Origin of the sequence: Peterkaempfera griseoplana, from assembly GCF_001418575.1 — a bacterium.
Taxonomy (GTDB): domain Bacteria; phylum Actinomycetota; class Actinomycetes; order Streptomycetales; family Streptomycetaceae; genus Peterkaempfera; species Peterkaempfera griseoplana.
This window is the reverse complement of the sequence record NZ_LIQR01000153.1, coordinates 1-16,738: the sequence shown is the minus strand read 5'-3', so window position 1 is coordinate 16,738 and position 16,738 is coordinate 1. Positions and strand designations below refer to the sequence as shown.

The 16,738-nt window shown below is 73.8% G+C and carries 17 protein-coding genes and 2 pseudogenes; 11 read left to right on the top strand and 8 right to left on the bottom strand.

Annotated features, from left to right (window positions below):
- The 4 genes and pseudogenes from AOK09_RS12725 to AOK09_RS12710 form a co-directional block, all read left to right on the top strand.
- Positions 1-502, top strand: a pseudogene (locus AOK09_RS12725) (ABC transporter ATP-binding protein); the annotation flags it as partial.
- Positions 499-1,230 (top strand): ABC transporter permease, encoded by a 732-nt coding sequence (locus AOK09_RS12720; protein WP_055587273.1) that lies wholly within the window; start codon positions 499-501, stop codon positions 1,228-1,230. The pseudogene AOK09_RS12725 and the gene AOK09_RS12720, both read left to right, overlap by 4 nt.
- Before the next feature lie 8 nt (positions 1,231-1,238).
- Positions 1,239-2,546, top strand: coding sequence for a sensor histidine kinase (locus AOK09_RS12715; RefSeq protein ID WP_079062998.1), 1,308 nt, complete (start codon positions 1,239-1,241; stop codon positions 2,544-2,546).
- Between the two features lie 29 nt (positions 2,547-2,575).
- Positions 2,576-3,148 carry a response regulator transcription factor gene (locus tag AOK09_RS12710; RefSeq protein WP_245687265.1) on the top strand — a complete coding sequence of 191 codons (573 nt, stop codon included), beginning with the start codon at positions 2,576-2,578 and terminating at the stop codon, positions 3,146-3,148.
- A 214-nt stretch (positions 3,149-3,362) separates the two neighbouring features.
- On the opposite strand, the gene AOK09_RS12705 is transcribed toward AOK09_RS12710, so the two are convergent.
- Both AOK09_RS12705 and AOK09_RS12700 read right to left on the bottom strand, forming a co-directional pair.
- A complete protein-coding gene (locus AOK09_RS12705) occupies positions 3,363-4,205 on the bottom strand; it encodes a transglutaminase family protein (protein WP_055587271.1) in 843 nt (280 codons plus the stop codon).
- Between the two features lie 57 nt (positions 4,206-4,262).
- Entirely contained in the window at positions 4,263-5,273 is a 1,011-nt protein-coding gene (locus tag AOK09_RS12700; RefSeq protein ID WP_079062997.1) for a GNAT family N-acetyltransferase, read from the bottom strand.
- Positions 5,274-5,385: 112 nt separating this feature from the next.
- Here AOK09_RS12700 and fdxA point away from each other — a divergent pair, with 112 nt between their 5' ends.
- On the top strand, positions 5,386-5,703 hold the full coding sequence (fdxA, locus tag AOK09_RS12695) for a ferredoxin (RefSeq protein ID WP_055572727.1): 318 nt from the start codon (positions 5,386-5,388) through the stop codon (positions 5,701-5,703).
- Between the two features lie 20 nt (positions 5,704-5,723).
- Positions 5,724-6,872, top strand: coding sequence for a succinyldiaminopimelate transaminase (gene dapC / locus AOK09_RS12690; RefSeq protein WP_055587270.1), 1,149 nt, complete (start codon positions 5,724-5,726; stop codon positions 6,870-6,872).
- Between the two features lie 91 nt (positions 6,873-6,963).
- Here the strand turns inward: dapC and AOK09_RS43425 are convergent, their stop codons facing one another.
- From AOK09_RS43425 to AOK09_RS12675, 3 genes are all read right to left on the bottom strand, one after another.
- Positions 6,964-7,704, bottom strand: a complete 741-nt coding sequence (locus AOK09_RS43425; RefSeq protein WP_063795940.1) for a hypothetical protein — start codon at positions 7,702-7,704, stop codon at positions 6,964-6,966.
- 380 nt (positions 7,705-8,084) lie between these two features.
- A complete protein-coding gene (locus AOK09_RS12680) occupies positions 8,085-9,038 on the bottom strand; it encodes an FG-GAP repeat domain-containing protein (RefSeq protein WP_055587269.1) in 954 nt (317 codons plus the stop codon).
- A 370-nt stretch (positions 9,039-9,408) separates the two neighbouring features.
- Entirely contained in the window at positions 9,409-10,347 is a 939-nt protein-coding gene (locus AOK09_RS12675) for a hypothetical protein (protein WP_055587268.1), read from the bottom strand.
- A gap of 189 nt (positions 10,348-10,536) precedes the next feature.
- On the opposite strand from AOK09_RS12675, the gene dapE reads away from it, so the two are divergent.
- Both dapE and AOK09_RS12665 read left to right on the top strand, forming a co-directional pair.
- Complete coding sequence (dapE, locus tag AOK09_RS12670) at positions 10,537-11,619, top strand: succinyl-diaminopimelate desuccinylase (protein ID WP_055587267.1); 1,083 nt, start codon at positions 10,537-10,539, stop codon at positions 11,617-11,619.
- A 40-nt stretch (positions 11,620-11,659) separates the two neighbouring features.
- Positions 11,660-12,457 (top strand): annotated as a pseudogene (locus AOK09_RS12665) (LOG family protein); the annotation flags it as partial.
- 240 nt (positions 12,458-12,697) lie between these two features.
- Here the strand turns inward: AOK09_RS12665 and folP are convergent.
- On the bottom strand, positions 12,698-13,561 hold the full coding sequence (gene folP, locus AOK09_RS12660; RefSeq protein ID WP_055587266.1) for a dihydropteroate synthase: 864 nt from the start codon (positions 13,559-13,561) through the stop codon (positions 12,698-12,700).
- A 150-nt stretch (positions 13,562-13,711) separates the two neighbouring features.
- Between folP and AOK09_RS43145 the strand changes: the two genes are divergently transcribed.
- Complete coding sequence (locus tag AOK09_RS43145; RefSeq protein WP_055587265.1) at positions 13,712-14,092, top strand: DivIVA domain-containing protein; 381 nt, start codon at positions 13,712-13,714, stop codon at positions 14,090-14,092.
- Positions 14,089-14,682 carry a DNA-3-methyladenine glycosylase I gene (locus AOK09_RS12650; RefSeq protein WP_055587264.1) on the top strand — a complete coding sequence of 198 codons (594 nt, stop codon included), beginning with the start codon at positions 14,089-14,091 and terminating at the stop codon, positions 14,680-14,682. Before AOK09_RS43145 ends, AOK09_RS12650 begins: the two co-directional genes overlap by 4 nt.
- Positions 14,683-14,779: 97 nt before the next feature.
- Here AOK09_RS12650 and AOK09_RS12645 read toward each other — a convergent pair whose 3' ends face one another.
- Positions 14,780-15,586: an enoyl-CoA hydratase/isomerase family protein gene (locus AOK09_RS12645; protein WP_055587263.1), complete on the bottom strand. Its 807-nt coding sequence runs from the start codon at positions 15,584-15,586 to the stop codon at positions 14,780-14,782.
- 365 nt (positions 15,587-15,951) lie between these two features.
- Here AOK09_RS12645 and AOK09_RS37660 point away from each other — a divergent pair, with 365 nt between their 5' ends.
- Positions 15,952-16,119: a DUF3117 domain-containing protein gene (locus AOK09_RS37660; RefSeq protein WP_107101321.1), complete on the top strand. Its 168-nt coding sequence runs from the start codon at positions 15,952-15,954 to the stop codon at positions 16,117-16,119.
- 122 nt (positions 16,120-16,241) lie between these two features.
- Here the strand turns inward: AOK09_RS37660 and AOK09_RS12640 are convergent, their stop codons facing one another.
- Positions 16,242-16,736 carry an O-methyltransferase gene (locus AOK09_RS12640; protein WP_079062994.1) on the bottom strand — a complete coding sequence of 165 codons (495 nt, stop codon included), beginning with the start codon at positions 16,734-16,736 and terminating at the stop codon, positions 16,242-16,244.
- Between the last annotated feature and the right edge of the window lie 2 nt (positions 16,737-16,738).

Below are 16,738 nucleotides of genomic sequence, written 5' to 3'. Positions count from 1 at the left end.
CGCCGGCGCCGGCGACCTGATCGTGCTGGACGAACCCACCGTGGCCATGGACGTCTCCGCACGGCAGGCCTTCTGGGGAACCATGCGGGGCCTGGCGGACGAGGGACGCACCGTGCTCTTCGCCACCCACTACCTGGAGGAGGCCGACCAGGTCGCCGACCGGATCCTGGTGCTGCACCGCGGCCGGCTGATCGCCGACGGCACCCCGGCGGACGTCAAGGCCCGGGCCGGCGCCCGCCGCATCGTCTTCGACCTGGACGACGTCGCCGCACACGACGCCCTGCTGCGCGGCCTGCCCGCGCTGGGCGCCCTGGAGGTCCACGGCCGCACCGTACGGATCCGCTCCACCGACGCGGACGCCACCGTGGCGGCGCTCTACCGGGCAGGCCTCTACCCGCGGAACCTGGAGGTCGCCGGTCTGGGACTGGAGCAGGCGTTCCTCGCCATCACCCACGACGAGACGGCCGCGCAGCAGGGCGGCACCGAGGAGAGCGCACGATGACCACCCTGATCCGGCTGGAAATGCTGCGGGTGCTCCGCAACCGCAGGTACGTCTTCTTCAGCCTGCTCTACCCGGCGGTGCTCTATCTGCTGATGGCCGGTTCGGCCGGCGGCAAGGACCTCGCCCCCGGGATGCCGGCCGCCAAGTACTTCATGGTCTCCATGGGCACCTTCGGCGCGGTCGGCGCGGCGCTCAACGGGGCCATGCGCATCGCCCTGGAGCGCAAGGAGGGCTGGGTGCGGCAGCTGCGGCTGACCGCCCTGCCGGGCCACGGCTACGTCCTCGCCAAGCTCGCCGCGGCGACCAGCCTCAGCCTGCCGTCCATCCTGCTGGTGATGCTGCTCGGCGGGCTGGGCGAGGGCGTGCGGATGGACGCCTGGCAGTGGCCGGCGCTGCTGGCGGCGCTCTGGGTCGGCAGCTTCGTGTTCGCCGCCCTCGGGATCGCGCTCGGCTACGCCGCCGGACCGGACGTGGTGCAGCCGGTGGTGATGATCACCTACATCGGGCTCTCCCTGCTCGGTGGCACCTGGTTCTCCCTGGACCGCTCCCCGGCCTGGATCCGGGACCTCGGCAGGGCCACGCCGACCGGGCTGTACAACCAGCTGGGCCGGATCGGGCAGACCGGCACCGCCCCCGGCACGGGGACGCTGCTCGGCCTCGCCGTCTACTTCGTCCTCTTCGCGGGCCTCGCCGCATGGTTGTACCAGCGGGACACCAAGCAGGCATGATGACCGCCATGCCGACGCCTCCGACGCCCCCCGCCCCGCCGTCCGGGACGGCAGGGGAGGGAGACGACCGGGGGCGTCTGCACACGTCCTATCCCGGCGCGCCGGTGGAGAACCGCCGTCAGCTGATGGTCAAGCTCTGCTGGATGCTGCTGTGGATGATCTACCTGGTCTACCCGGTCCAGGACCTGACGGACGGTCACCACGGTCCGGCCGCCACCACGCTGGGCGCACTGGCCCTCATCGCCTTCCTCGCCTGCTACCTCGGCCTGATCATCCTGCGCAACGCCGCCGCCGTCCGGCGGCGCGGCACCGTCGCCACCGCCCTCGCGGCCATGCTGGGGCTGGCCCTCGCCACCACCCTCACCCTCGGCGACGACTGGCTGACCCTCTTCGCCTACCTCTCGGTCGCGGTCGGCGCGGTGCTGCCGGTCCGCTGGTCGCTGCCCGGGGTCGGGGTGGTCACCGCGCTGCTGGTGGCGGTGGGCGGCGCCGTCCACACAGGCGGGGACTCGCTGCCCGGGATCGCCCTCTCCGCCTTCCTCGGCGGCGCCGCCATGACCGGGCTGCAGCGTCTGGTCGCCACCATGCGGGAGCTGCGCGAGGCCCGTGAGGCGGTGGCCCACCTCGCCGCGGCGGACGAGCGGCTGCGGCTCGCCCGCGATCTGCACGACCTGCTGGGCCACTCCCTGTCGCTGATCACCCTCAAGAGCGAACTCGCCGGGCGGTTCCTGGAACAGGAGCGGTACGACGACGCCCGGCGGCAGGTGGCCGACATCGAGAAGGTCGGACGGCAGTCCCTGGTGGACGTCCGCGAAGCCGTCGGCGGCTACCGGCGCCCCAAGCTCGCGGTGGAGCTCGCAGCCGCCCGCACCGCGCTGACCACCGCCGGGGTGGAGGTCGACGCCACGGCGCTGCTCCCCGAGGGGGTGCCCGGCCTCGGACCCGAGGAGGAGGGCGCCCTCGGCTGGGCACTGCGCGAGGCCGTGACCAACGTCGTCCGCCATGCGCGGGGCGCCACCCGGTGCACCGTCGGGCTCGACGAACAGTGGGAGGAGGACGGGCTCTGGGCGGTCCTGGAGGTCACCGACAACGGGACCGGGTCCGGCGCCGTCCGTGCGGGCAGACCCCAGCACGGCCCGGGCGGCAGCGGGCTGCCCGGGCTCCGGGAGCGGCTGGCGCTCGCCGGCGGCCGGCTGGAGACCGGACCCGGGCCGCGTGGCAGGGGCTTCCGGCTGCGCGCCCGGGTGCCGCTGCGCAGGACCGGGCCCCGGTCGGCGGCCGCGGACACCCCGCCGACCGGTAGCGTGCACTCGTGATCAGAGTGCTGCTCGCCGAGGACCAGGCCATGGTGCGCGAGGCCCTGGCCGCCCTGCTCGGCCTCGAAGGGGACATCGAGGTGGTGGCCCAGGTCGCCCGTGGCGACGAGGTGGTGGCCGCCGCCGTCGAGCACGAGGTGGATGTGGCGCTGCTGGACATCGAGATGCCCGGCATGACCGGGATCGAGGCGGCGGCGCTGCTGCGCGGGAGCCGGCCGGCGACCAGGATCGTGGTGCTCACCACCTTCGGCCGCCCCGGCTACCTCCGCCGTGCCATGGAGTCCGGCGCCGACGCCTTCCTGGTCAAGGACGCCCCCGCCGCGCAACTCGCCGACGCGGTACGGCGGGTCCTGCGTGGCGAGCGGGTGATCGACCCCATCCTGGCGGCGGCGGCCCTCGCTGAGGGCGCCAACCCGCTGACCGCACGGGAGCGGGATGTGCTGGAGGCGGCGGCCGACGGGTCGGTCAACGCCGATGTCGCGGCCCGGCTGCACCTGTCGGAGGGGACGGTGCGCAACTACCTGTCGATGGCGATCCAGAAGACCGGCGCCCGCAACCGGGCGGAGGCGGTACGGATCGCCCGGGAGAAGGGCTGGCTCTAGGCGCACTGACCCGGGGTGCGCCCGGCACGTCCCGGGCCTGACGTGCCCCAGGTGCGCACGCTCGCCCTGTGGGCGAACCCGGTACGGGGGCGCTCCGCCGCCCTGCGATCGCACGCACGGCCGCCAGGCGCCTGTCCGGCGCGGATCACCGGGCAGGGCCCGTCCCGGGCCGCCGCCGCGGAGGCCGCCGGGGCGCCCGCCGTTTGCGCCCCGGTCAGTTGAGCCGGTGCCGGGCGGCCTTGGCCTCCAGCCGGACCCGGGCCGCCGAATCCGGGTCGAAGGCGTCCAGGATCGCCGCGTAGGACTCCATCTCGGCCGCTCCGCCCAGGAAGTCGCCCACCCGCACCAGCAGCTCGGCCCGCTCCAGTCGCAGCTGGGCGGGGTGCCGGGGGAGCAGCAGGGACAGCTCGGTGGCCCACAGCTGGGTCCGGGCGTGCTCCGGCCGGGAGGAGGCCCAGGTGCGGATGTTGCCCAGGACCCGCAGCACCACGTCGAGGGGCGCGGCCGGCGCGAGCATCTCCTCGCTGAGCGCTTCGCCGGTGGCGGCGGCGACCAGCTGCTCGGCGTCCTCCAGCGTCAGCGTACGACCGCCGTGGAACGGGTCGACCAGCACCTGACCGCTCCCGGCGTCGCCCACCGCCGCCACGAAGTGGCCGGGCAGCGCGACCCCGTGGACGGTGAGGCCGGCCCGCCGGCCGACCTCGGCCCAGACCAGCGACAGCATGATCGGCAGCCCCCTGCGGCGCTTCAGCACCGCGGGCAGCAGCGAGGAGTCCAGCCGGTTGTAGTCCGACGGCCGCCCGTGGAAGCGCTCGCGGCCGGCCAGTACCGCGGCCAGCAGCGCCGCCTGCGCGGCCGGCCCGACCGGTCCGCGCTCGCCCACGGCACGCCGTACGGCCTCCGCCAGCCGGTCCAGTGCGGCTCCGGCGGCGGCGACCACCTCGTCCGGGTCGGCCTGCGGGTCGGCCTCCAGCCCGGCGAGCAGGCAGAGCAGCACCGGGTCGGGGCACTCGGCCCTGGCCTCGGCGTGGAACCTCGCCCGGCTCTCTTCGGTCACGACTGGTTCGGCCCGTTCGGATCAGGATCGGCTGCGGTCGGTCGGCCTGGCTGCCCGTCAACTCCGCGGCAGGCGACAGTAGTGGTAAGTGTGGCTGGTGGTGAAGCCCAGCCGGTCGTACAGCGCGATGGCGCCGCTGTTGTCCGCCTCCACCTGGAGGTAGCCGCCGGTCGCGCCCTCCTCCGCGGCGCGGGCGGCCAGCGCCGCCATCATCCGGGTGGCGAGGCCGCTGCGGCGCAGCTCCGGATCGACCTCGACGGCCGAGAACCCCGCCCAGGCGCCGTCCACCACGCAGCGCCCGATCGCGGCGGGGGCGGAGCCCTCGGGACCCGGCACGGTGCCGAACCAGACCGAGGGGCCGCCATGCAGCACCGACTGTGCATCGCGCTGCAGCGAGGGGTCGCCGACCCGGCGGTAGCGGGACATCCACTCCGCGGAGACGGTACGGGCCAGCCGCACCGGATGGCCGGCGGTGGCGAGCGCGGCGAGCGGGGCCAGCGGCGCCGTACGGAACAGGGTGGGGGCCTCCTCCGAGCCGAGCCGGGCCAGCTCCTCACGCAGACCCGCCGGGGAGCCGGGAACGGTGACCTCCACATGGGTGGGCAGCCCGCGGGCGTCGTACCAGTCCCGGGCCTCGGCCAGCGCGGCGTCCAGGGGCAGTCCGGGATCGCCGATGGCCTGCACGGAGTTGGCCCGCCGGGTGAAGCCGCCGGCCGCCCGCAGGGTCCACTCGCCGAGCGCGGCGGTCTCCACCGCGGGCCAGCCGCGGGCGGCGATCCGCTGCAGCTCCTCCGGGTCGGCGGCAGGCGGCTGGACCCGTCGCACCGGCGCGGGCGGCACCGGCTTGCCGGCAACCAGACGGTCCTCCCTGACCTCGACGGGCTTGCCGTCGCGGCCCACCACGACCAGGACTCCGGCGTCCCACGATGTGAGCACGCCTATCGTGTCGCCAAACACGGGACGGTCCCCGACGATCTCCAGAACACGCCGTACCGAGACACGTCGTCCCACGTCAGCAAGGGTGATCCGGATCTCCGAGTGCCTCTGTGCATGATGGTTGTCCGCCATCCCGGCCACCTCCCGTGCATCCAGTGTCATAGACCCGCGATACTAGGGGCGGGCATCGACGACGACGCGCTCCCCCGCGCGAGAGCCAGCCCCTACGAGGAGGAACGACAGCGTGACCTACGTCATCGCGCAGCCTTGTGTCGACGTCAAGGACAAGGCATGCATCGAGGAGTGCCCGGTCGACTGCATCTACGAGGGTCAGCGGTCCCTCTACATCCACCCGGACGAGTGCGTCGACTGTGGTGCCTGTGAGCCGGTGTGCCCGGTCGAGGCGATCTTCTACGAGGACGACACCCCGGAGGAGTGGAAGGACTACTACAAGGCCAACGTCGAGTTCTTCGACGACCTGGGCTCGCCCGGTGGCGCCTCCAAGCTCGGGCTGATCGAGCGGGACCACCCCTTCATCGCGGCCCTGCCGCCGCAGGCCTGACGATCGGTGGCACCAGCGCTGTGAGCACCAACGACAGCACGCCCGCGCCGCTCCCGACGGGTTCGGGGGCGGCGCGGCGCGTCTCGGAGCTCCTCCCGGTCTTCCCCTGGGACCGGCTGGAGCCGTACAAGGCGACCGCGGCCGCACATCCGGACGGGATCGTCGACCTCTCGGTGGGCACCCCGGTGGACCCGGTGCCCGAGCTGATCCAGAAGGCTCTGGCCGCCGCCTCCGACGCTCCCGGCTATCCCACCGTCTGGGGTACGCCGGAGCTGCGGCAGGCGATCGTGGAGTGGCTGCGCCACCGGCTGGGAGCCACCGCCGCCGACCAGGCGGGGGTGCTGCCGACGGTGGGGTCCAAGGAACTGGTGGCCTGGCTGCCGACCCAGCTGGGCCTGGGCCCGGGCGACCGGGTGGCCTTCCCCCGGCTGGCCTACCCCACCTATGAGGTGGGTGCCAGGCTCGCCCGCGCCGAACCGGTGCCCTATGACGACCCCTGGGAGCTGGACCCCCGCGGGCTGCGGCTGCTCTGGCTGAACTCACCGTCCAATCCGACGGGCCGGGTGCTCAGCCGCGAGGAGCTCCGCCGCGCGGTGTCCTGGGCCCGGGAGCACGGGGTGCTGCTGGTCAGCGACGAGTGCTATCTGGAGCTGGGCTGGGACGCGGACCCGGAGTCGGTGCTCCGTCCGGAGATCTGCGGGGAGAACCACGACGGGATCCTGGCGGTCCACTCGCTCTCCAAGCGCTCCAACCTGGCGGGCTACCGGGCGTCGTTCGTCGCCGGCGACCGGGCGGTGGTGCAGGAGCTGCTCCAGGTGCGCAAGCACGGCGGCATGATCGTGCCCGCGCCGGTGCAGGCGGCGGCCATCGCGGCCCTCTCGGACCACACACATGTGTCCGAGCAGCGCGAGCGCTATGCCCGGAGGCGCGCCGCGCTGCGCGAGGCGCTGGAGGCGCACGGCTTCCGGATCGAGCACTCCGAGGCCAGCCTCTATCTCTGGGCGACCCGTGACGAGCCCTGCTGGGACACCGTGGCCGCACTGGCCGAGCTGGGCGTCCTGGTGGCGCCCGGTGACTTCTACGGTGCGGCCGGTGAGCGGTTCGTACGGGTGGCGTTCACGGCCACCGACGAGCGGGTGGACGCGGCGGTCCGCCGGCTCGGCAGCTGACCGGGCGGCAGAGCGAGAGAGCGGCGGGGCCGGGGGGTGATGCACTCCCCGGCCCCGCCGCCGCTTTGCGTCCCGTGCAGCGCTACGGGCGTCAGAGGGGCAGGCCGAGGCCCTGGAGGGGGGTGCCGCCGTCCTGGCTCTGGATCGGGGAGAGGGTCTGCAGGGGGGAGGCGTTCTGCAGGCCCTGGAGGCCGGACAGACCCTGGGCGCTGCCCTGGGTGGCGGCGCCGCCGATGGCCCCGATCATCGAGGTGAGGGAGTCCAGGCCGCCGAGATCGCCGCTGTGGGAGCCGCCGAGCTCCGGCAGGCCGCCCAGACGGTGGTGGGCTGTACCGGCCGCCTGGTCCAGGCCGCCGAGCGGAAGGCCCGCGCCGGTCAGCTGGCCGGTCGGCAGGCCGCCGCCGGTCAGCCCGCCGAGGGCGCTGAGCGGGCTGCCGCCGCCGACGGGCGCCACGGCGCGCTGGGCCGCGTCGGAGGCCATCTCACCGGTGGTGCCGGCGGTGGTGCCGGCCTGCTCCGCGGCCGAGCCGGCGAAGCGGTTGACCTCGGGGATCGCCGCTGCGGCGGTCGCACCCAGGGTGTCGGACACCGACGGGACGGCCGAGGCCATGGTGCTGCCGCCGCTGTTGCCGACCTGCCTGCCGGCCTGGTGGGCGACGTCCTGCACCTGTCCGGCGAGGCTGTCGCTGTCGAGCTGGGTCAGCCCACCCAGGTCGGCCGTCTGGGGCAGCTCCGCGGCGGACGCGGTGCCGACCGTCGCGACCACGGGGGCCGCCCCGGCCGCGACGAGCAGCGCGGCCTGAGCGATCCGACGCGTGAGGGGGAGAGACATGGTGCTCCTAACGGAGATGAGGACAAGACCCGTCCGCCAGGCGGACGTGGTGTTTACCGCTCCAGGAGCAGGAAGGTTGCGGGCGTCTTCGGTAAAGACTCGGTAAACGTAGTATCAGCCTTCTTGTGGCATTGCGGACATTGTGCTCTGTTCCGCGGTCCCGGAAGGAACGTCACTCCCCAGACGCCCCAAGGCTGACCGGCTATTCGATCGGCGCTGCCCCGACGTGCGCACGGACCCCGGAGCCGGTCGGCCGTGCGTCAAGCCGTGTGATGACTCTTCACCCCTGGGTGCGTCGCACGACTGCCGCAGTGAAAGCCGGGGGCCCCGCTCCGCCGCGGGTGCGGCGGGGCGGGGCCCCCGGGTGGAGCAGGCGCGGATCAGAAGATCAGCTTGAAGCTCTTGAGCGCCGAGCCCAGGGAGTAGCGGGCCGCGAACGGGCTGGTGAGCCGGTTGTAGCCGCGGAAGAGCCACAGGACGCCGTTGGTGTCACGGGCCAGGAAGTCCGAGCGGTTGTCCCGGTTCACATCCCCGGTGGACGCCACGTAGTTGTAGCCCTTGAAGTTGGTGACGATCCGCACCCGCTTGGTGAAGGGGTGCTTGACGTCGCCGCTGCCCAGGTGGACCCAGATGGCGTTGTTGTAGTCGACGCCGAGCACGTCGGTGCGGCCGTCGCCGTTGTAGTCGAACTTGCCGAAGATGGCGCGGTAGGTGTTCCAGCCGCCGGAGCTCACCTTGATGCGGGCGCTGAGGTGGCCGTTGGAGTTGCCCTGGTGCAGCCAGAGCGCGCCGCTCTTGTCGCGGCCCAGGATGTCGTCGGACGCGGAGCCGCCCAGGTTGCCCGGCATCACAATCGAGGTGTAGCCGTTCCAGCCGCGGCCCTCGTCGATGCCGTTCTTCACACCGGAGACGATGCCGTAGAGGTGGCCGGTGCTGCTGCTGCGGACGAACACGTCCTCGGTGCTGTCACCGTTGACGGAGCCGGCGACGGCGCCGTTGACCCAGCCGTAACCGGAGTAGCAGGTGCCCTTGGCGAAACCGCCGCCGGCCGTCGTGAGCGGGTTCCAGCTGCAGAGGTTGCCCTTGCTGTCGAGGGCGTTCAGCGGCAGGGAGGCGACCTTGCTGGTGCTCGCGCGGGTGAGGGCGGACACCGCGGCGATCTCGCCCTGCGGGGTGCCCGCGGTGGCGCGGGTGGTGGCGCCGGGGGCGGCCGGGCCGGAGGCCTCGGCGGCGGTGGCGGTGCCGGCGACGGCGGCCGCCAGACCGGCTGCCGCGGCCACGGTGGCCAGGCGGCGGACCGTGCGGCGGACGCCGCCGGTGGAGGAAGACTGCACTGATGACTCCTCGTTGCTGTGACAAGGTGCGTGCACCCGCGCGGCGCGGCGATCGGAGTCGGAGCCGGACAAAAGTGTGCGGCCGCGCCCGGAACGGCGCGGTCCCCCCGCTTCCCCCGTGTACATCCCCCGTGCAGCGCGCCCGGCAGGCGCACGAGCAGACTCTAGCCAACCCGGCCGACAGCCGAACACCTCTTTGACAGCCCTTGCCGGTGACGGCAGGCGGCCGGGGTGGTCGGTGGCCCGGGTGAACCGGCATGCCTTCGGACGATCCTCGCCGGTCACGGCGGGGACCGGAGCGGTCAGCGGCCCTGCGGCGAACCGGCGCGCCCTTGGACGGTCCTGGTCCGCGACGGCGGGGCCGCGGTGGTCAGCCGCCCGCGGTGACCAGCACGCCCTTGGACGGGGCGCTGCCCCGGTGCTGCTGCCAGCCGCCGGTGGAGCTGCCGGTACGCCACTCCTTGCCCTCGTAGACCACCGACGCCACGCCGAGGTCGGCGGCCCGGGCCACCGCCCACTGCGCCGCGGCCCAGCCACCGCGCCGGGCGGCGGCGGAATCCCCGGCGGGGACCAGCAGGAGGTCGCGGCCGCCGCCGGTCCGGACGGAGTGCACCGCCACCGTCCGCCCGAAGTCGCGCCGCACCTGGCCCGCGATCCGCCGGGCGCCACCGGTGAGGCCGTCCGCGCCGGTCTGCGGAGAGGCGGCGGCCACCGGCGCGGCACCCGACACCGTGCAGCCGACGGACTGCGCCTCGCGTCCGCTCAGCACCCCGGTGAGCACGGTCGCGTCCGTCTCGTGCTTGGCGTACGCCTGGGGGAACCCGCTCTTCTGCACGGCCTGGGCCGCCTCGGTGAGCGGCAGCCGGGAGTAGCCGGGGACCTTCACCAGGCCGTCGAAGAACTTGTTGGTCGTGTACACCGGGTCGGCGATCTGCTCGGCGGTGCCCCAGCCCTGCGAGGGCCGCTGCTGGAAGAGGCCCACCGAGTCGCGGTCGCCGCCGCCCAGGTTCTCCAGGTGGGACTCCTGGAGCGCGGTGGCCAGCGCGATGGTGACCGCCCGCTCGGGCAGCGCACGGGAGCGGGCCACCGCCGCGATCACCGCCGCGTTGGAGGCCTGCTGCGGATCCAGCGTCAGCTCCCCGGCGGCGGTGGCGAAGTGGCACTGCTCCTCGGTCGGCAGCACATGCCGGCGGTTGACGAAGAGCAGCGTCGCCGCCAGCACCGCCAGCGCCAGCCCCGCGGACAGGATCCAGCGCCACCTGCGGGCGCGCCCGGAGGATGCCCGCCCCGCCATCGACCGCATCGCCATCGACCGCCGTCCCTCCCGTGCTGTGGGCACCCAAGGTACCGGCAGGTACCGTTCCGGGCACCTGCGGTCCGTCCGCCTGTGGACGACGCGGCCGTCCGCCGCCCCGGGACCGCGGACGGCGCGACCGCCGCCGCGCACAGCCTGTGGACAACGGTGGGCGGCGCCACCGGCTTGGCTAGGGTGTGGGCCATGAGCACCCCGAAGCCCCCGCGCACCCCCCTTGACCTCGGACTGGACGGCGGCGCGCTCACCGCGCAGCTGGTCGACTTCCCCTCGGTGAGCGGCGACGAGGCGGCACTCGCCGACGCGGTGGAGGCCGCCCTGCGGCCGCTGCCGCATCTCGTCGTGGACCGCTACGGCAACAACGTGGTCGCCCGCACCCGGCTGGGCCGCCCGGAGCGGGTCGTCCTGGCCGGGCACCTGGACACGGTGCCGATCGCCGACAACCTGCCCTCCCGGGTGGAGGGCGACCTGCTGTACGGGTGCGGCACCTCCGACATGAAGGCCGGCGTCGCCGTGCAGCTGCGGATCGCCGCCACCGTGCCGGAGCCCAACCGCGACCTCACCTTCGTCTTCTACGACTGCGAGGAGATCGAGGCCGCGCGCAACGGCCTGGGGCATCTGGCCAGGGAGCGCCCCGAGTGGCTGCAGGGCGACTTCGCGGTGCTGCTGGAGCCCAGCAGCGCGGTGGTGGAGGGCGGCTGCCAGGGCACCCTGCGGGCGGAGGTCAGGATCACCGGCCAGCGGGCCCACTCGGCGCGCAGCTGGCTCGGGGAGAACGCCATCCACGGCATGGCCGAGGTGCTGGGACGGCTGGCCGCGTACCAGCCGCGGCGGGTGGCGATCGACGGCCTGGAGTACCGCGAGGGCCTCAACGCGGTGCGGATCGAGGGCGGGGTGGCCGGCAATGTCATCCCGGACCTGTGCACGGTGACGGTGAACTTCCGCTTCGCCCCGGACCGCAGCGAGGCCGAGGCCGAGGCCCATGTGCGCGAGGTCCTCCAGGGCTTCGAGGTGGTGGTCACCGACTCGGCTCCCGGCGCGCTCCCGGGGCTCGCCCACCCCGCCGCCAAGGCGTTCGTCGCGGCGACCGGCGGTGAGCCGAGGGCCAAGTACGGCTGGACCGATGTCGCCCGGTTCTCCGGGCTGGGCATCCCCGCGGTGAACTACGGGCCGGGCGACCCCAACCTGGCCCACAAGCGCGAGGAGCACTGCTCGCTGGAGGCGATCGCCGAGTGCGAGCGGCAGATCCGCTCCTGGCTCACCTCCTGAGCGGACCCCGTCAGGTGCCGCGTCCTACTACCCTTCCTGCATGAACGGCACAGGTGGACAGGAGATCCGTCCGGACGAGGGGCGGACCAACGGGCACGGACCCGAGCGGCCGGCCCCGCTGCTCGGCAAGCGGGGCTGGCCGGAGCGCCAGCAGGGTCCGCTGCTGCTCAGGCGCGGCCAGGTGGAGGCGGAGACCACGGACCAGCGGTTGCTGGACTCCACCGGGCCCACCGACTGGCTGCACACGGACCCCTGGCGGGTACTGCGGATCACCTCGGAGTTCGTGGAGGGCTTCGGCGGACTCGCCGAGCTGCCCCCCGCGGTGAGCGTCTTCGGCTCGGCGCGTACGCCGCGGGACTCCGCCGAGTACCGCACCGGGGTGGAGCTCGGCCGGGCGCTCGTCCAGGCCGGGTACGCCGTGATCACCGGTGGCGGCCCGGGCGCGATGGAGGCCGCCAACCGCGGCGCCTCCGAGGCCGAGGGCGTCTCGGTGGGGCTGGGCATCGAACTGCCGTTCGAGCAGGGGCTCAATGAGTACGTCGATCTGGGGCTGAACTTCCGCTACTTCTTCGTCCGCAAGACGATGTTCGTGAAGTACGCCCAGGGCTTCGTGGTGCTTCCCGGCGGCTTCGGCACCCTGGACGAGCTCTTCGAGGCACTGACCCTGGTGCAGACCCGCAAGGTGACCCGGTTCCCGGTGGTGCTGTTCGGCAGTGCCTACTGGGGCGGCCTGGTCGACTGGCTGCGTACCACCGTGGTCGCGCAGGGCAAGGCCTCCCCGGCCGACCTGGACCTCTTCCATGTCACCGACGACGTGGCCGAGGTGCTGAAGATCCTGGACGACGCCCGGCGCCGCAACGGCGGCTCCGACCAGGCGGCCGCCGAGCGGGCCGCCTTCTCGGCCGTCGAGGAGAGCGCCAGCGACATCTGACGCCTCCCACGGGCACTGCCGCGCGGCGCCGCACCGTGAGAGGTGCGGCGTACGGCTGCATGGAACGGTGACCCGAGCCGGACCGCGACCCGCGCGGAGCACCCGGGAGCGCCGGTGAGCACGGCGGCCGTGCCCGCCCCGCCGCGGCTACGCCAGGCCGCGGCGGGCCACCGCCGGCGGGCGGGTGCCCAGGATGGCCGCGACCATGTCCAGCACCTGCCGGGTCTCCGCCACCTGGTGCACCCGGTAGATCCGGGCCCCCAGCCAGGCGGAGACCGCGGTGGTGGCCAGCGTGCCCAGCAGCCGCTCGTCCACCGGGCGGTCGAGGGTCTCACCCACGAAGTCCTTGTTGGAGAGCGAGACCAGGACCGGCCAGCCGGTGGCGGTCATCTCCGGAAGCCGCCGGGTGGCCTCCAGGGAGTGCCGGGTGTTCTTGCCGAAGTCGTGCCCCGGGTCGATGATCACCGCGTCCCGTCGCACCCCCAGCGCCACCGCCCGCTCGGCGAGGCCCGTGGTGACCCGCAGGATGTCGGCCATCACGTCCTCGTACCCCACCCGGTGCGGCCTGGTGCGCGGCTGAGCGCCGCCGGCATGGGTGCAGACGATCCCCGCGCCATGGCGGGCCGCGGCCTCGGCCAGCAGCGGGTCGACCCCGCCCCAGGCGTCGTTCAGCAGATCGGCGCCCGCCTCGCACACGGCCTCGCCGACCTCGTGCCGCCAGGTGTCCACGCTGATCACCACCTCGGGGTGGCGCTTGCGCAGCTCCGCCACGAAGGGCACCGTCCGGCGCAGCTCCTCCTCGACCGTGACCTCCTCGCCCGGTCCGGCCTTCACCCCGCCGATGTCCAGGATCGCCGCGCCCTCGGCCACCGCCTTGTCCGCGGCCGCGAAGGCGGCCTCGTCGGCGAAGGTCGCCCCCCGGTCGAAGAAGGAGTCCGGAGTGCGGTTGACGATGGCCATGATCACCAGATCGTCGTCCCCGAACTCCCGCGGTCCCAGCCTCAGCGCCATGCGTCCTCCCGATCCGCTCACCAACCGTCCCGGTTCTCACCGAGGTGGTCCATCATGGTCGTCGCCGGTGCGCGATGATGGCCCAGGGGTTCTTGCCAGAGGTCATGATCCCCCACGCGGCGACGCAGGGGTGACCGGGAGGAGCGGATCGTGTTCTGGTTGATCGTGGCAGGTATGGCGGTGGTCGTCGGCGCCGCAGCCCTGGTGGCGCTGGGCGCCGGGGGCTCGATGCCGGACGCCGTGCCCGACCGGGTCTCCGCCCGGCTGCCCGAGGAGCGTCCGCTGGGCCGCGCCGACATCGACGAACTGCGCCTGCCCATGGCGCTGCGCGGCTACCGCATGGACGAGGTCGACGACGTGCTCGACCGGCTCGGCGCGGAGCTTGCGCTGCGTGACGCCCGGATCGCCGAACTGGAGGCCGCCGCCGCGGGGGACCGCGCCGGGCGCACCCTGACGCTGCACAAGGAGGACGCGGAGTCCCCGTCGTCCGACGCCGGCCCTCTTCAGAACAGGCAGGAGGGGCAGGGATGACCGCCGCCGTCCCCGGCACCGACGGGCTGCTGCGCTGCCCCTGGGGGAACAGTGCGGACGACTACCGGGTCTACCACGACACCGAGTGGGGCCGGCCGGTCCGGGGCGACGACGCGCTCTTCGAGCGGGTCTCCCTGGAGGCCTTCCAGTCCGGTCTCTCCTGGATCACCATCCTGCGCCGCAGGGAGAACTTCCGGTCCGCCTTCGCGGGCTTCGTGATCGAGAAGGTGGCCGCCTTCACCGACGCCGACCGGGAGCGGCTGCTGGCCGACCCCGGCATCATCCGCAACCGCGCCAAGATCGACGCCGCGGTGGCCAACGCCCGCGCGGCCCTGGAACTGCCGGACGGTCTCTCCGAGCTGATCTGGTCCTACGCGGGCGACCCCGCACGGCCGGCCCCCGTCACCACCGCCGACGTCCCGGCCGTCACCCCGCGGTCCACGGCGCTGGCCAAGGAGCTCAAGCGCCGCGGCTTCCGGTTCGTCGGGCCCACCACCGCCTATGCGCTGATGCAGGCCTGCGGGCTGGTCAACGACCATCTCGCCGACTGCTGCGCCAGGGAGTCGGCCCGCAACGCCGCCGGCACCTGAGCGGGCCGGGCGCGCCCCGCGCCCGGCCCGCCCAGGTCGCGCCGCAACCGCCGGGAGCCGCGTCCCGGAGCGGTCGGCACCGCCGGGCGCCGCGCCGTCAGCGGCCCAGGTACTTCGGCTGCTCCTTGTCCAGGAAGGCCCGTACCGCGATGGCGTGGTCCTCGGAGGCCCCGGCTCTGGTCTGCAGCTCGTCCTCCTTGTCGAGCGCCTCGCTCAGCGAGTGCGACCAGCCGAAGTCGATCGACTCCTTGAGCGCTCCCAGGGCCACGGTCGGTCCCTCGGCGAGGCGGCGGGCGAAGTCCCGCGCGGTCTGCGCCAGCTCGGCGGCCGGGACCACCCGGTTGGCCAGCCCCAGTTCCAGCGCCTCGGCGGCCTTGACGGTCCTCGGCAGCATCAGCAGTTCGGTCGCCCGCGCGTGGCCGACCAGCCGGGGCAGCGTCCAGGAGGCACCGGAGTCCGCGGTGAGCGCCACTCCGGCGAACGAGGTGTTGAAGCCCGCGGTGTCCGCGAGGATCCGGAAGTCGCAGGCGAACGCCAGGGAGGCGCCGGCCCCGGCGGCCACCCCGTTCACCGCCGCCACCGTGGGCTTGCGCATCCCGGCGAGTGCCCTGACCAGCGGGTTGTAGTGCTCGGTGACGGTGGACAGGGCGTTGCCCGTACCGCTCTCGCGAGCCTCGGCCAGTTTGCCGATGTGCTCCTTGAGGTCCTGTCCGACGCAGAAGGCCCGGTCTCCCTCGCCGGTGAGCAGCACCGCCCGCACCGCAGGGTCTGCCGCGGCTGCGACGACGGTGTCGCGCAGGGCGACCTTGGTCGCGGTGTCCAGCGCGTTCATCGCGGCGGGGCGGTCGATGGTGACGACGGCGAGACCGCCGTCGAGTTCGTAGCGAACGGGGCTGTCGGCCATGCGAGGTCCTGTCCTTGGAGGGTGGTCCCGTCAGCATGCCGGAGCGCCGTGTGCTCGCGTCAGTGTGACGTACGGCACCTTTCGGCCGGGGCGGGGATCTCCCCCGGTCGGCGGTGCGTCCGACGGGGGGACACCGAAGGGGAGGGTGCGGCGCCGCTTCTGATGCCCCGCTTGTTCCGTGCCCCAGCCGCGTCCGCGCGACGGAATGGGCAGGTTTGGGACCGGGTGGCTGCGGATGCGCGAAGAGTGATGTTGGTCATCGGGCCTTCCCATGCGGGATAATGGTTCCCGATCAATGCGTTCGATACCGGCGGTGGACGGACCGGCGGTACGTCGATGAGCAGGTTGCAGGAAGGGGAACGAGCATGGCGGCCATGAAGCCGCGGACGGGCGACGGCCCGCTCGAGGTGACCAAGGAGGGGCGGGGCATCGTCATGCGAGTTCCGCTCGAGGGCGGCGGTCGGCTCGTCGTCGAGCTCACGCCCGACGAGGCCGACGCGCTGGGCGAGGCCCTGAAGAAGGCCTGCGGCTGAGCCGCGCGCGTTCCTCTCCGCAGAGCGTCGAGACCCCACCGGGACACGGTCCCGGTGGGGTCTCTCGTTTCCGCCGGACGTCGCCCGGCTCCGCCCCGGACCGGACCCCGGGGCGGTGGTGCTCAGCGTCTGACGGCGCAGAGCAGTCCGTCGCTCACCGGCAGCAGGGCCGGCAGCAGGGCGTCGCTCTCCCTGATCACGCGCACCAGTTCCCGTACGGCGTGGGTCTGCGGGTCGCGCAGGCCGGGGTCGGCCAGCCGGCCTTCCTGGAAGACGCCCTCGAAGCAGACCATTCCGCCCGGTCGCAGCAGGCGCAACGATTCTGCGAGGTACTCCCGGCTCTCGGCTGCGTCACCGTCGCAGAACACCAGGTCGTACTGGCCGTCGGCGAGCCTGGGCAGCACCTCCAGCGCCCGCCCCGGGATGACCCGGAACCGGTTGGCGGCGAACCCCGCCTCCGCATAGGCCGACCTGGCCAGCTGCTGCCGGTCGGGCTCCGGGTCCACCGTGGTCAGCACGCCGTCCGGACGCATGCCGCGCAGCAGGTAGACCCCGGAGACCCCGGCCCCGGTGCCGATCTCGGCCACCGCCTTGGCCCCCACCGCCGCCGCCAGCAGCC

Excerpts from the sequence above, each read along its gene's own strand:
- AOK09_RS12700 (WP_079062997.1), bottom strand. The coding sequence starts at position 5,273 with ATGGCGGACAACCATCATGCACAGAGGCACTCGGAGATCCGGATCACC.
- AOK09_RS37660 (WP_107101321.1), top strand. The coding sequence starts at position 15,952 with ATGGCGGCCATGAAGCCGCGGACGGGCGACGGCCCGCTCGAGGTGACC.
- AOK09_RS12645 (WP_055587263.1), bottom strand. The coding sequence starts at position 15,586 with ATGGCCGACAGCCCCGTTCGCTACGAACTCGACGGCGGTCTCGCCGTC.
- AOK09_RS12675 (WP_055587268.1), bottom strand. The coding sequence starts at position 10,347 with ATGGCGATGCGGTCGATGGCGGGGCGGGCATCCTCCGGGCGCGCCCGC.
- folP (WP_055587266.1), bottom strand. The coding sequence starts at position 13,561 with ATGGCGCTGAGGCTGGGACCGCGGGAGTTCGGGGACGACGATCTGGTG.
- AOK09_RS12650 (WP_055587264.1), top strand. The coding sequence starts at position 14,089 with ATGACCGCCGCCGTCCCCGGCACCGACGGGCTGCTGCGCTGCCCCTGG.
- dapE (WP_055587267.1), top strand. The coding sequence starts at position 10,537 with ATGAGCACCCCGAAGCCCCCGCGCACCCCCCTTGACCTCGGACTGGAC.
- AOK09_RS43425 (WP_063795940.1), bottom strand. The coding sequence starts at position 7,704 with ATGTCTCTCCCCCTCACGCGTCGGATCGCTCAGGCCGCGCTGCTCGTC.
- AOK09_RS12715 (WP_079062998.1), top strand. The coding sequence starts at position 1,239 with ATGCCGACGCCTCCGACGCCCCCCGCCCCGCCGTCCGGGACGGCAGGG.
- AOK09_RS12720 (WP_055587273.1), top strand. The coding sequence starts at position 499 with ATGACCACCCTGATCCGGCTGGAAATGCTGCGGGTGCTCCGCAACCGC.
- AOK09_RS12710 (WP_245687265.1), top strand. The coding sequence starts at position 2,576 with ATGGTGCGCGAGGCCCTGGCCGCCCTGCTCGGCCTCGAAGGGGACATC.